The following is a 14,155-nucleotide window of genomic DNA, read 5'->3' on the forward strand; positions in this document are numbered from 1 at the left end:
GAAGGGCGCTCGTATAAAAAGAGCCCCCTTTACATCATTTATGGAAAATTACACCTCCATATATTGGCGGATCATGGACCATGCTTCTTCTTTTCCTTCACCCGTTTCAGCAGAAAAAGGTAATACCAGATCTCCTGCCTCCACTTGAAAAGCTTTTTCCGTTCGTTTTACATGCTGTGATCGTTTGTTTTTAGACACTTTATCCAATTTAGTCGCTATGATTAAAACCGGAAGTTCATAATACTTTAAAAAATCATACATCTGTAAATCATCAACAGTGGGCTCATGTCGGATATCCGTAATTAAAAGCACCGCTTTTAACGAATGGCGCTTCTCAAAGTACTCTTCCATCATTTTGCCCCATTTTTGCCTTTCTTTTTTTGACACTTTTGCATAACCATAACCAGGGACATCAACAAAATAAAAGGCATCGTTGATAAGATAAAAATTTAGCGTTTGTGTTTTTCCTGGTTTTGATGACGTTCGTGCTAAATTCTTGCGGTTAATTAACGTATTAATAAACGAAGACTTTCCTACATTTGATCGTCCTGCTAAAGCTATTTCTGGTAACTGATCGTTTGGATATTGTTTTTCACTGACAGCACTTATTACAATTTCAGCTTTTGTTACTTTCATTTTGCTCCCCCACTAACGCATGTTGTAATACTTGATCCAGATGACGAACAGCGATAAATGTGATATCTTTTCTTACACTTTCAGGAATAGATTCAATATCTTTTTTATTGTCTTCTGGAATAATAACGGTAGAAATACCAGCACGATGTGCGCTTAGCGTTTTTTCCTTTAGACCACCAATCGGAAGTACCCGACCTCTTAAGGTTATTTCTCCAGTCATTGCTACCTCTTTCTTTACGGGACGACCTGTCAATGAAGAAACTAAAGCTGTAGCCATCGTTATTCCTGCGGAGGGCCCGTCCTTTGGAGTGGCTCCCTCAGGAACATGAATATGAATATCACAATTCTCATGAAAAGATGGATCTATATTCAGTTCAGTTGCTCGAGAACGAATATAGCTAAAAGCTGCTTGTGCTGACTCTTGCATGACATCACCGAGTTTCCCTGTAAGGGTCAATTTCCCCTTTCCAGGATAGTGGGAAACCTCAATAGATAATGTATCGCCTCCAACAGCTGTGTATGCTAGCCCAGTGGCAGTACCTACCTGATTCTCTTTTTCTACTAAGCCATAACGGTATAACGGTTTTCCTAGCATTTCCTCTAAACTATTTTCAGTTACGATGACACGTTTCTTTTTTTGAGAGACAACAAGCTTAGCTGCTTTTCGGCACAAGGAAGCTAATTGTCTTTCAAGATTACGAACACCCGCTTCTCTTGTATACATTCGAATTAATTTTCGAAGAGCCTCATCTCGTAATTGCAATTGTCCTTTTGTTAAACCATTTTCTTTCAATTGTTTAGGCAGTAAATGACGCCTTGCAATATGCTGCTTTTCAATTTCTGTATATCCAGCAATAGAAATAATCTCCATTCGATCGAGCAAAGGTGCTGGGATGTTGTTTATGTAATTTGCAGTAGCGACGAACAGCACATTGGATAAATCGTACGTTTCTTCAATAAAATGATCACTAAATTGCGCGTTTTGTTCTGGATCAAGAACTTCTAATAAAGCGGAAGATGGGTCTCCGCGAAAGTCATGAGCCATTTTATCAATTTCATCTAATAAAAATACCGGGTTGTTCGTCTTTGCTTTTTTCATTCCTTGAATAATTCTTCCTGGCATAGCCCCAATATAAGTACGCCTGTGGCCTCGAATTTCGGCTTCATCACGGATCCCCCCTAAGGAAATACGGATGAAATTTCGGTTTACAGCATGAGCGATCGACTTCGCTAAAGATGTTTTCCCCACTCCAGGTGGACCCGCCAAGCATAAAATAGGTCCTTTAATAGATGAAGTGAGTTTTTGTACAGCTAAATATTCTAAAATTCGCTCTTTTACCTTCTCCAGACCGTAATGTTCCCTATTTAAAATATTTTCTGCCAAGTCCACATCAATCCGATCTTCCGTCTTCTCATTCCAAGGTAACGCTAACAACCATTCTATGTAATTTCTAATTACTGAACTTTCCGCAGAGCTTTGAGGGATTTTTTCATAACGGTCTAATTCTTTAAGCGCTGCTGTTTGAATTCGCTCAGGCATGGTGGAGGTATGGATTTTTTCCCGCAACTCATCTACCTCACCTATTTTCCCGTCTTTTTCTCCCAACTCTTTTTGAATTGCCTTTAATTGTTCACGTAAATAATATTCTTTTTGTGTTTTTTCCATGGATGTTTTGACACGTTGACCGATTTTCTTTTCCAGGTCAAGCACCTTTTGTTCGTTAGATATGTATTGGATTAACATCTGTAGCCGTGTTTTAATCTCTTGTGTTTCCAATAATGCTTGCTTTTCCTTTATTTTCAAAGACAAATGAGAGGTAATTATATCTGCTAATCGCCCGGGTTCATCTATGTCAGCAACCGTCTCAAATGTTTCATGTGTGATTTTTTGCGAGAGTGTCGTATACTTCTCAAATTGGGTCAATAGTGAACGCATAAGCGCTTCTTGTTCATGCTGATCCGTTTCTATATCAGATATCTTTTGTACTTCTACAATAAATTCTTGCTCTTGTTCAACGTATCTTATTACTTCTGCTCGGTATACACCTTCAACTAAAACCCGCATCGTTCCATTCGGGAGTTTAATCATTTGCTTAACCATAGAAACCGTCCCAATAGAGTAGATGTCCTTTGGTTCCGGTTCTTTTAAACGAATTTTCTTTTGTGCTGCTAAAAATATGTATTCATTATCCATCATCGCTTTTTCAATAGCTGCAATAGATTTTTCTCTTCCTACATCCAAATGTAAAACCACGGACGGGAAAACAAGCAATCCTCTTAATGGTAGGAGGGGAATTTGTTTTTTATCATTTGTCATCATATGTACCTCCATATATAGGTAGTGATGTATTTATACATTCTTAAATTCTATAGAAAAGTGGGTGGTTTGTAAATAATTTATAAAAAGCACTTCTAATCCATAGATGTTTTTTTCCGTACAGATTCTTAAAGTGTAAAGAAATGATCTGGTTCGAAAGCATTTGAATAGCCTGGGGAAGAAATTAAGTGCTGTTTTCTTTTTCACAATTGGAAAAGGAAGATTTTATGGCGGTTATATGTTTTAAAAAGCTTTACCTACGCAAGCTACAGTTTTTCTAAGGCTATAGATCTACAATATGATACATTTTGTATAAAGAAACACCTTCAAATGCTTTTGTGGCTTGCGCTCTTCGGTGAGCCATGATGGTTTCCTATAGTATAAAAAAAGAGACTGACTAGTTGTATAATAAACGTCCAAAAAAGTCAGCCTCTTTTACATATTGCTAAGTTCAACACTAGCAAGGAAGTCTGTCAAGGTGCGTAAGTTTATTCGTATCACTACTTTTACTTACCAAACAACCAAAATCATGAAATCCTAGGTTTTGGTGCCCCTTTAAGCACTTTCTTTAGGAAGTTTTTTAGCTCCTTCTGTTACTGTCCCATCTCGGTATACAAGTTTTGGAACACCCTCTTCTTCTACAGTTCTTTTCGTAATAATACACTTCTCAATATCATCTCTAGATGGGAGTTCAAACATAACATCAAGTGTTATACCCTCAATAATGGAGCGTAACCCCCTAGCTCCCGTCTTACGTTCAATTGCCTTAGCAGCAATTTCTCTTAAAGCTTCCTCTTCAAATTCTAATTCAATATTATCCAACTCAAATAATTTTTCATATTGTTTCACTAAAGCGTTTTTCGGCTTCGTTAAAATCTCAACGAGCGCTTCTTCATCTAATGGCGTTAAACTACCTATAACTGGAATTCTACCAATAAACTCTGGAATAAGCCCATAACGTAATAAGTCTTCTGGTAAAACCTTTTCTAACAGCTCACCCATGTCTAAATCTTGCTGCTTTTCATTGGCTCCAAACCCAATTACTTTTTTACCAAGACGGCGTTTAATAACCTGATCAATTCCATCGAATGCCCCACCAACGATAAACAAAATATTCGTTGTATCAATCTGAATAAATTCCTGATGAGGGTGTTTTCTGCCACCTTGAGGAGGAACGCTAGCTACCGTTCCTTCTAATATTTTAAGTAAAGCCTGCTGCACGCCTTCTCCAGAGACATCTCGTGTAATAGAAGGATTTTCTGACTTACGAGCTACTTTGTCTATTTCATCAATGTAAATAATGCCTTTTTCTGCTTTTTCTACATCGTAATCGGCTGCTTGAATGAGCTTCAGTAATATGTTCTCTACATCCTCGCCAACATAGCCAGCTTCAGTAAGTGACGTTGCATCAGCCATTGCGAAAGGTACATTAATTATTCGCGCTAAAGTTTGCGCTAACAATGTTTTCCCGCTACCAGTCGGACCAATCATAGCTATGTTACTTTTGGCTAGCTCTACATCGTCAGAAGAAGATTTCGGTGTATTGATCCGCTTATAATGGTTATATACAGCAACAGATAAGTTCTTTTTTGCCTTATCTTGACCAATAACATAATCATCCAATATATCACATATTTCACGTGGCTTCGGAATTTCTTTTAATTCTGTTTCCTCTTCCGTTCCGAGCTCTTCTTCCACTATTTCCGTACACAATTCAATACATTCATCACATATATAAACGCCCGGTCCAGCCACTAATTTCCGAACTTGATCTTGGCCTTTACCACAGAACGAACATTTTAATTGTCCTTTTTCTTCATTGAATTTAAACACTTATTATTCACCCCTAAAAGTTAAATCTCTTTCCTTGCAAATGGCTCTTTAGGTTTCAACTTATAGCCATCATATCAGATCAAAATTAAAATACAAAATGATATACTTTTTTTCGCCGCTATTTTCAGCATAATTACTAACACCGCCACATTTGGTTCGATACACTACTTGTTAGCATTCCCATCATTCACGCTTTTCATAATATTGTTTTCAAGTTAACTCCCTTTTAAGAAAGCTTTATATTTAAGTATATTATGCAACACTCTTTGTATTACTTTATAAGAGAATCATTAGAAAGTCGAATGAAAAGGACAGTGTAACTACAATTTTTTTCATGCTACTTCCATTGGCTGTATGATCTTTTATCAGGGAACACAATTCTTTCGCTCGTAACTGATATAAGGTGCTGTAACAATTCCACTTCAAGCATTGGAAGTTATGAACTTACCAAGCCCTTAATCCCTTTTTTCGTTTTCATGCCCTTGGGCAACTAAACAATTCGCCTCGGGTAAAAGGGCCCATCACGGATTGAAGTTTCACTTTATACGGAAAAAACAAGGTGTGATAGAATCACACCTTGTTTTGCATCATTCCCTGTTTTCTAAATAACTATACGTAAATAAGTTATACAGCTTTACTTTGTTCTACAAGGAAGTCAATTGCTTTACGCTTTTTCAAATCGCTCTTTAATGCTTCTGCATTACCACCGAGCATTTGTCTAATCTGTTCTTTTTCAGCACCGTACATTTCTGCCATTTTATCAAGTTCTGCTTCGACATCTTCATCCGTTGCTTCCAATTCCTCTGTTTCAGCAATAGCGTCTAACGTAAGATTTGTTTTCACACGCTTCTTAGCATCTTCTCGCATTTGCTCTTTTAAAGCATCCTTATCTTGTCCAGAGAATTGGGAGTACATTTCTAGCGTCATACCTTGCATTTGCAGGCGCTGTTCAAATTCTTGTACCATTTGGTCTAGTTCTGATTCTACCATTGCATCAGGAATAGCGATTTCACTATTTTCGCTAGCTTTTTCAATCAATGTCTCCCGCTTTTTGTTATCAGCTTCTTCTGTTCTTTTTTCTAAAAGTTGTTCTTTTTTCTTAGCCTTTAACTCTTCAAGCGTATCAACTTCATCGTCCAAATCTTTCGCAAACTCATCGTCAAGTTGTGGCAACTCTTTATATTTCACTTCATGAATCGTTACTTTAAAGGTAGCTTCTTTTCCTGCAAGCTCCTCTGCATGGTAATCTTCAGGGAAAGTTACCGCAACTTCCACTTCTTCTTCAGGTTTTTTACCAATAAGCTGCTCTTCAAATCCCGGAATAAATTGACCAGAGCCGATTTCTAAAGAATGGTTTTCAGCTTTCCCACCATCAAATGGTTCTCCATCAACGAAACCTTCAAAATCGATAACAACTGTATCACCATTTTCTACTTCACCATCTTCTTTAACAACTAATTCAGCATGGTGCTCACGTTGATGCTCCAAGTCATGCATAACATCTTCATCAGTTACCTCTACTTCTTCATCTTCTACTTCGAGACCTTTATATTCACCAAGTTTAACCTCTGGCTTTACAGTAACCTTAGCAGTGAATACTAAAGGTTCGCCTTTACCGATGGATTCTATATCAATATCTGGTTGATCTACTGGTTCAATTTCAGCTTCAGCTACAGCTTGCATATATGCACTAGGCAATACAATGTCAACAGCGTCTTGGTAAAGTGCTTCTACACCAAAACGCTTTTCAAATAAACCACGTGGAATTTTACCTTTACGAAAACCTGGAATTTGTACATCCTTTTTGACTTTATTAAATGCTTGATCTAATGCTTTGTCAAACTCTTCAGCACTCACTTCAAATGTAAGTACACCTTCATTTCCTTCTTGTTTTTCCCATTTTACTGACATATAATTCCCTCCAAAATCTATTGTGTCCTTCATTTTTCAAACATTCATTTATTGTTTAAAAGACCGAGATTTACAACCATTTCATTATAACATAATTGCTTTCCCTTTCAAGCATTTCGATATATTTCTAGTTATCCTCAATGATACTAGAATACAAGGCTTCGCAACGTTCAATATCTTCTATGTACTCATTCAAATCTAATTGCTTCCCTTGCTCATCCAACTTTATGTTTAAATAATTTGCACCAATTGCTTTTAAGGCTAGCGCGATATGTTCCGCTTCCTCTTTAACAGGGAGCATCGGGTATTTGACATACATGTAATGATATAACAATTTCACTAACAAATCATATAAAGTTGGGTTTTTTTGTTCAAGCTCATTTATAATCGAATTGATTCGTTTCACTGAAGCATGGTTCCAAATGGCTTCTATCTCTAAAGGGTGTACTTGTATGCTTCTCCCCCATTTTTTTATATGGACAAGCTGATTATAATCTATTTCTTGTAACCAAATTAACATAGCTGTTTTTACAACAGGGTGTATGTCTTCTTTTACTAATAAATGTAACATTTTACGATTAGGTTCGCTTTTCATTGCACGTAATTTTTCGATGATTAACCATTGTTTTTGATAATCACGTGTAGTAATAGCGTCCTCCCATTCTTCCATAAACACAGATTGGCGATCTACTAACATGTCTACTTTTAATTTACGACTCATTTCGTATAACTGATGAAATTGTTCTTTTAACACTTCTGGTACTTGATGGAATTTAAACTCTTCTTCCACCTGCTCCATTAACATCTCATATTGATTTGTTTGAAACAAAATGGTTAAATAAATATGTAGGTAATGGTAATAGTGTTCATCCTGTCGCTGTAACACATCTTCACAAATATCCTGAGCTTCCTTATGCCGACCTAATTCAATTAGACAGATTAGCTTTCCGCTTACAATTTCAAAACTATTGACTTGATAGTTTAATAATTCATCGAGCTTTTCTAATGCCTCTGCAAATCTTTTTTCTTTTAAGGCAAGTAAGCTCTCCTCCTCTAAAGCCGTTCTCCATTTTGGGAACAATATAATATTTTCGCGTTGCTTCATTCTCTCCCTCCTTCCTGCTAATTTTGTTCAAAAAGGAGGTTCAAATCCATACCATAGAGTGTAGTAATTTGGTTTATCAACCAGCTTCTTGAACTTTACTTTAACTATAACATACTAAACATTCTTTCCCGGAGCAATGAATTTTGAAACCTTTTTCTTATCATTTCTGTATAATTTATTATAAAAATAACTTTATTTATTACTATATACGTAGAGGTGAAAATCATGCAAGAACCATTACATCGGATTTACCAAATTATCAAACTTGGAGAAAATCTAAAAACAGAGTTACGTCACAGTTGGCTATCCAACGGAAGAAGAGAAAGCGTCGCAGAGCATACATGGAGAATGTCACTAATGGCCGTATTATTACAACCTTATTTAAATAAGAAAGTAGACATGGAAAAATTATTAAAAATGATTATCATTCACGATCTAGTAGAAGCTGAAGCGAAAGATATTCCTGTTTTTGAAATCATGGGCAATGAAGAAGTGAAGCAGCAAAAACAAATGAATGAATTAAAAGCAATAACAAATATAAAAAATACTTTACCAGAGGAAGTCGGCGGAAGTCTATACAATATGTGGGTGGAATTTGAAGCCAAGCAAACATATGAAGCAAAAGTCGCAAACGCTTTGGATAAACTCGAGGTGCAAATTCAACATAATGAAGCCGATATTAGTACTTGGAAGCCGATAGAATATGAGTTATGTTTGCAACTTGGCGACCATACAGATTTTAGTGCTATTTTAAATCAATTAAAGAATATAGTTGAACAGGAAGCGAAAGAAAAAATCGAGCAATCTGAAAAGCAGACAGTGACTGATTGAGTCCGTACTATAAATAGCAAGGAAGGAAGGACGCTACCCCTATGTATCCATTTTCGAGCACAGGTTTTTATGGGGCATACATATTCATGAAACTTTCAATGGAACAATTAACTGAGATTGCTCAAGTAGTTCAAAGTTAAGAAATTGAAATAGAAGGATTTCCTCAAATGACGAGGAGTGGAATGAAATGACGAATAAATGAAAAAGCCACATTGAGATCTTAATAAATGAAGTAAGTGGTTCACACTTTTAAAAAATATATAAAAAAAGCAATCAACTCTGCAAACTAAAAACGGACAAGCCGAACATGGCTAATTCCTTTTTTCTAAATGTATTCGCCAAAGGAAAAGCGTTTGGAATTCAACCTATGAAGAATAATTTTCCAAACGCCGGCGGATTAAAAATTACGAAGTGATAAAGACACACAACGGTGAAAATATTTTTTCTGAATATAATAACTTTAAGAGAATACATAAAAACCATTGACTTTCCCAGAATAAATTTATATAATGAATCTTGTCGTTAAAAACATCATATTATTAAAAACTCTATTTGCGGGTGTAGTTTAATGGTAAAACCTCAGCCTTCCAAGCTGATGACGAGGGTTCGATTCCCTTCACCCGCTCCATACATATCTTGTCCCAGTAGCTCAGCTGGATAGAGCAACAGCCTTCTAAGCTGTGGGTCGCAGGTTCGAATCCTGCCTGGGACGTATTTAAAAACCCTTATGAACATTACGTTTTTGAGGGTTTTTTGTTTGCGCTATAGGTAATTCACGTTTTTTTAATGTCTTTGTCCTATCACATGTAGTGTAAAAAGACTCACCACAACACGCGGTGAGTCTTTTTACACTTTACAGCTATAATGTTGCTACATAACGCAATGCTTCTAATTCAGCTCCGTCTACCGAATAAAAACGCACGGTTATCTCTTCTTTAACTTGCCATTCCATGATCGCATAGGTCTTCTCTTTGCGAACACGTGGCAAGCGTATACTACCAGGATTAAGTAGCAGTTGGTTTCCTTTTTGTTCCACGCCAGCAATATGTGTATGACCAAAACAAATCACTTGTGCTCCAAGTTCTTCTGCACGATAAGCCACATGTAATAAATTACTCTTTACTTGATGCAGATGACCATGAACAATGAGAAATTTCACTCCACTAACTTGGATTGTTTGTTCCTCTGGATAGCGCGTATCAATATCACAATTTCCCATTACAGAATAAAATCCAGCCATTTCCTTGTCGTCCATACCTAATTCCGAATCTCCACAGTGAATCAGAGCATCTACACGGTGTCGTTGTTTAATTATTTCCAGCTCTTTCGTTAATCCGTGACTATCACTCACAATCAGCACTTTTGTCATAAGAACCATCCTATCTATCTAAAAGTATATCTTGTTTGTTTAAACTGGCTTCTAGTTCTTTCAAAGCATTTCGTCTGTGACTAATGGCATTTTTTTCTTCTGGGGATAACTGAGCCATTGTTTGTTGAAAGCCTTTTGGAATAAAAATAGGATCATATCCAAAACCGTTCTTTCCAATTGGTGAATGAGCAATTCTGCCGTGACAATATCCAATATAATATGTAGTAGCTGAACCAGGTACAGCAACCGCAAGTACACAGATAAAATGTGCTGTTCTTTTCGTTTCCGGTACGTTATGTAATTCGGTGAGCACCTTATCGATGTTGGCCTGATCACTTTTATCCTCTCCAGCATATCGCGCGGAGTACACCCCAGGTTTCCCATCTAATGCATCAATCATTAAGCCAGAATCATCAGCGATGACAGGGAGCGATAACATAGAAGCGATTTGTTCTGCTTTTAATGCTGCATTTTCTTTAAATGTTGACCCTGTTTCTTCAACATCTGGTATACCGTCTAATTCATTTAAGGATATAGCGTCAAGCTCATATGCAGCAAATAGTTCTTTAAACTCTTTCGCTTTCCCTTTATTCTTTGTAGCAATAATTATTTTTTTCATTTTGTTATTCTTCTCCTTGCGCACTTGTAGCCTTAACAATCTTTTCAGCAATGGAACCTAATGCTTCCCGCTGCTTTTCAAATAGTGTTAACAACCCTTCTTCAGCAAGCTGGAGCATCGTTTGCAATTGTTTACTTGAAAAAGTCGCTTCTTCCCCTGTACCTTGTATTTCAACAAACTCACCTGAACCTGTCATTACGATATTCATATCAACATGTGCACTGGAATCTTCTTGATAATTCAAATCTAGAATTTCGTTTCCATCTGGTAATACGCCAACCGAAGTTGCTGCCAACAAATCTGTAACTGGCATTTTAGAAATAACTTTATTTTTCACTAACTTATTAAATGCTAATGCAACAGCAACAAACGCACCTGTAATCGAAGCTGTCCGCGTGCCGCCGTCAGCTTGAATGACATCACAATCTACCCAAACCGTTCGTTCGCCTATGTTATCTAAATCGACGACGGATCGAAGGGATCGTCCAATTAATCGTTGAATTTCCATCGTTCTTCCACTTACTTTACCTTTAGAAGATTCACGTATATTTCTTTGCTCAGTAGCGCGAGGGAGCATTGCATATTCCGCTGTAATCCATCCCTTTCCTTGCCCACGCATAAATGGAGGAACTCTGTCTTCAATACTTGCATTACATATTACTTTTGTATTTCCTATCTGAATCAGCACAGAGCCTTCCGGATGCTGAAGAAAATCCGTAATAATTGTGATAGGTCGTAAACTACTTTCATTACGCTGATCGCTTCTCATGTAAAACTCCTCCTTATTTCAACACTAGCTTAACATATTTTCAAGCAAAAGGACTATTTAAATACATGGCAATTTCAATTACTATTCCTATCTCCCTTGTTATAAGAAACGCAATAACCATTTTTTACCAAATCTTAAGCGAAAGACTTTTAAGCACATAAAAACGATAAAAAAACTTAACTTATCGCCTCGTTTTTATGGAGGAATCTGCCGTTTTTCTTATACTATAAACCAAAAAACATAGCACAAATAAAAAGAGGCTAAATAGGCAGCCTCTCCCTCTACAGTTCTTCTGCTTCTGTAAATTGCTGTATAGTAACAGGTTCCGTATATGCTTTACCTTCTTCATTTACTATCTGTTCTATATTATCTATACTAACTTGCACGGATTCAATCCCTTCTACTCCCGTCATTGTCCGAACAATGCTTTCCATGACTTGATCAGATATGACTGCCTTATCTTCCTCTTTTAAAACTTCCTGATTAAATTGCAAATGCAATGTCCCTCCCTTTATTGAAGGAGGTTTTGTTAGAGTCGTTTTCGGATTAAACACTTGCATCACATTCTGCTCCACTCCTGGCCCATCTATTAATGCATTTACAATGGCCATCAACTCGTCATCCTCTTTCTCTTGATCTACATATTGGGTGACAGGAATATAATAAGCATTATCATTATGTTCGGCAGGGTAGAACATCGTTACGGTTTTACTATCCACGAGATCACTTGCACCGGTATCACTAATATTTATACCATCAGCGCGTGAAAAGCCATTTCCTATCGGCGTACCATCAACAGGCATTTCCGTTATGGCGTTACCTTCCATCTGCAACTGCACCTGTTCCACATTGTCAAATTGCGTTAAAGAATACGTAACAGCTTCTAGTATTTTTCGTTCATTTTCGGCTTCATAATTAGCAAACTCTTTTGATAGATTAACAATGATCGTACCGTCTTCTTGAAGATTAACCCCTAAAACTTCCGTGCCTGCAGGTATGACTCCCTGAAATCCATTTGGCAACACTTGAGATACCGGACCATCTTTTACTAAATATTCCATTACTTGCTTGGCAACAGTATGCGATTCTGTCGTTGGCATTTCTATCGTTTGTGAAGCTACCATGCCATTAGCATCTAATAAATATAAGTCACGCGCAACGGTACTCGCTTGCGTCTCATCATCCGTTTCTCCTTCACCACCTTGCGTTTCCCCTTGATTATCAACGGGTTCTGCATTTTGTGGGGGATCCATTTCCTCATTTAAAGACTGTTCTCCTTGAAAACACCCACTTAAAATGATGGAAAGTATCATTACCCACGCGATAAGCATGACGCGTTTTTGCATTTTTTCCCCTCCTACCATAGTTTGTACTAAGATATATACGAGCATAGGAAGCGAAATAGACCAAGCTATATAAAAAAATGCAAGATTCTTATTTAGAATCTTGCATTTGATGTAACACAGCTTTTTCTATGGTTATCATTTGTAAATTTTGTTCTTTAAAAATTCGCTTAGAGATTTGCATGAACATATTTAAATCACCAGTCGTATAAAATTGATGGATGGGAGTTATTCCATTATGATTTAACAAATGTTGCATTTCTAATATAGTACTCGTTTCTCTGGCTGTTTCTTCACTAGAAGATATTAATGTTACATCTTCCCCCACTACTGATTGGATAGTGGATTTAAGGAGAGGATAATGGGTACATCCTAAAATAAGTGTATCCATTTGTGTTTGCTCCACCATCGGTCGCAATGCTTCTTCAACAACTTGTATTGCTTTTGAGCCTTCCATAACTCCTTGCTCTACCATGGGGACAAACATAGGACAAGCATTTGCATAGATGTCCAATTCACCTTTAATACTTTTAAGTGCATTCGTATAAGCTTCACTTCTGATAGTTCCGTCAGTTCCAATGACGCCTATACTATTATTTTTTGTAAATTTAATTGCCGCTCTAGCACCTGGTTGAATAACTCCTATAACAGGTATGGCTAAATGTTTCTTTAAAGAATCTAATGTAAAAGCTGTCGCAGTATTGCACGCAACGACTAACATTTTAATATCTCTAGCTAACAAAAAGTCAACCATTTCCCATGTGAATTGCTGCACTTCTTCTTTTGATCTTGGTCCATAAGGACAGCGCGCTGTATCACCAACGTAAATTAATTTCTCTTTAGGGAGCTGTCGCATTAATTCATAAGCTACTGTCAACCCACCAACTCCTGAGTCAATAACGCCTATCGCTTGTTTCACTATATCGCCTCATCTTAAACTTTATTTCTGTTCTTTTTCTTTCATTTGCTCATGCAAATATGCAAGCAATTTATGCAATTGATCGATTTGATCTTCTGAGAATTCCTCCAAAACTTGGCCTAAATATTCTTGCCGTTTTTCTACAACCTCATGAATAATCGTTTTTCCTCTCTCCAATACATGGATACGTACTACTCTTCGATCTTTAGCATCACGAACTCTTTCAACAAGCCCGCTCTTTTCCATCCTATCCACTAAATCAGTAGTAGTACTAAAGGCTAGACTAATACGATTAGACAGTTCCCCAATTGTTAAATCTCCTTCTTCCAAAAGCCATTGTAAAGCAATAAACTGTGGAGAGGTGATTGGATAATTGTGCAGGATTTTTCGACCATTTTTCTTAATGATTCCAGATATATAACGCATTCGCTTCTCAATCCGGTTTATCGTTTCTTCAGTTTCATACGATTTCAACGACCGTTACCTCCTACTCCCCTATGTAT

The 14,155-nt window shown here is 37.0% G+C and carries 12 protein-coding genes and 2 tRNA genes; 3 read left to right on the plus strand and 11 right to left on the minus strand.

Annotated features, from left to right (window positions below; all coding sequences use genetic code 11):
- Window positions 1-48 precede the first annotated feature (48 nt).
- The 5 genes from yihA to BUB45_RS02155 form a co-directional block, all read right to left on the minus strand.
- Entirely contained in the window at window positions 49-636 is a 588-nt protein-coding gene (gene yihA, locus BUB45_RS02135) for a ribosome biogenesis GTP-binding protein YihA/YsxC (protein ID WP_073004697.1), read from the minus strand.
- Window positions 617-2,953: an endopeptidase La gene (gene lon / locus BUB45_RS02140; RefSeq protein WP_073004698.1), complete on the minus strand. Its 2,337-nt coding sequence runs from the start codon at window positions 2,951-2,953 to the stop codon at window positions 617-619. The genes yihA and lon overlap by 20 nt, the downstream gene beginning before the upstream one ends.
- 555 nt (window positions 2,954-3,508) lie before the next feature.
- The gene (gene clpX / locus BUB45_RS02145) at window positions 3,509-4,786 is read right to left on the minus strand and encodes an ATP-dependent protease ATP-binding subunit ClpX (RefSeq protein WP_073004700.1); all 1,278 of its coding nucleotides are present in this window, start codon (window positions 4,784-4,786) and stop codon (window positions 3,509-3,511) included.
- Between the two features lie 624 nt (window positions 4,787-5,410).
- Window positions 5,411-6,697, minus strand: coding sequence for a trigger factor (gene tig / locus BUB45_RS02150; protein ID WP_073004702.1), 1,287 nt, complete (start codon window positions 6,695-6,697; stop codon window positions 5,411-5,413).
- A 127-nt stretch (window positions 6,698-6,824) separates the two neighbouring features.
- On the minus strand, window positions 6,825-7,802 hold the full coding sequence (locus BUB45_RS02155) for a tetratricopeptide repeat protein (RefSeq protein ID WP_073004704.1): 978 nt from the start codon (window positions 7,800-7,802) through the stop codon (window positions 6,825-6,827).
- A gap of 225 nt (window positions 7,803-8,027) precedes the next feature.
- Here BUB45_RS02155 and BUB45_RS02160 point away from each other — a divergent pair, with 225 nt between their 5' ends.
- The 3 genes from BUB45_RS02160 (at window position 8,028) to BUB45_RS02170 (ending at window position 9,345) form a co-directional block, all read left to right on the plus strand.
- The gene (locus tag BUB45_RS02160) at window positions 8,028-8,633 is read left to right on the plus strand and encodes an HD domain-containing protein (protein ID WP_073004706.1); all 606 of its coding nucleotides are present in this window, start codon (window positions 8,028-8,030) and stop codon (window positions 8,631-8,633) included.
- A gap of 554 nt (window positions 8,634-9,187) precedes the next feature.
- A tRNA-Gly gene (locus tag BUB45_RS02165) sits at window positions 9,188-9,261 on the plus strand.
- A gap of 10 nt (window positions 9,262-9,271) precedes the next feature.
- Window positions 9,272-9,345, plus strand: a tRNA-Arg gene (locus BUB45_RS02170).
- A gap of 147 nt (window positions 9,346-9,492) precedes the next feature.
- On the opposite strand, the gene BUB45_RS02175 is transcribed toward BUB45_RS02170, so the two are convergent.
- The 6 genes from BUB45_RS02175 to BUB45_RS02200 all read right to left on the minus strand — a co-directional run bounded on the left by BUB45_RS02175 (window position 9,493) and on the right by BUB45_RS02200 (window position 14,078).
- Window positions 9,493-10,002 (minus strand): metallophosphoesterase family protein, encoded by a 510-nt coding sequence (locus tag BUB45_RS02175; RefSeq protein ID WP_073004708.1) that lies wholly within the window; start codon window positions 10,000-10,002, stop codon window positions 9,493-9,495.
- Between the two features lie 10 nt (window positions 10,003-10,012).
- On the minus strand, window positions 10,013-10,621 hold the full coding sequence (locus BUB45_RS02180; RefSeq protein WP_073004710.1) for an XTP/dITP diphosphatase: 609 nt from the start codon (window positions 10,619-10,621) through the stop codon (window positions 10,013-10,015).
- A gap of 4 nt (window positions 10,622-10,625) precedes the next feature.
- On the minus strand, window positions 10,626-11,390 hold the full coding sequence (gene rph, locus BUB45_RS02185; protein WP_073004712.1) for a ribonuclease PH: 765 nt from the start codon (window positions 11,388-11,390) through the stop codon (window positions 10,626-10,628).
- A 281-nt stretch (window positions 11,391-11,671) separates the two neighbouring features.
- On the minus strand, window positions 11,672-12,736 hold the full coding sequence (locus tag BUB45_RS02190; RefSeq protein ID WP_073004714.1) for a GerMN domain-containing protein: 1,065 nt from the start codon (window positions 12,734-12,736) through the stop codon (window positions 11,672-11,674).
- 88 nt (window positions 12,737-12,824) lie between these two features.
- The gene (racE, locus tag BUB45_RS02195) at window positions 12,825-13,652 is read right to left on the minus strand and encodes a glutamate racemase (RefSeq protein WP_073004716.1); all 828 of its coding nucleotides are present in this window, start codon (window positions 13,650-13,652) and stop codon (window positions 12,825-12,827) included.
- Between the two features lie 21 nt (window positions 13,653-13,673).
- Window positions 13,674-14,078 (minus strand): MarR family winged helix-turn-helix transcriptional regulator, encoded by a 405-nt coding sequence (locus BUB45_RS02200; RefSeq protein WP_139300080.1) that lies wholly within the window; start codon window positions 14,076-14,078, stop codon window positions 13,674-13,676.
- Window positions 14,079-14,155 lie beyond the last annotated feature (77 nt).

The sequence above is a fragment of the Virgibacillus chiguensis genome (assembly GCF_900129865.1).
In the GTDB taxonomy this organism is placed as follows: Bacteria; Bacillota; Bacilli; order Bacillales; family Amphibacillaceae; genus Virgibacillus; species Virgibacillus chiguensis.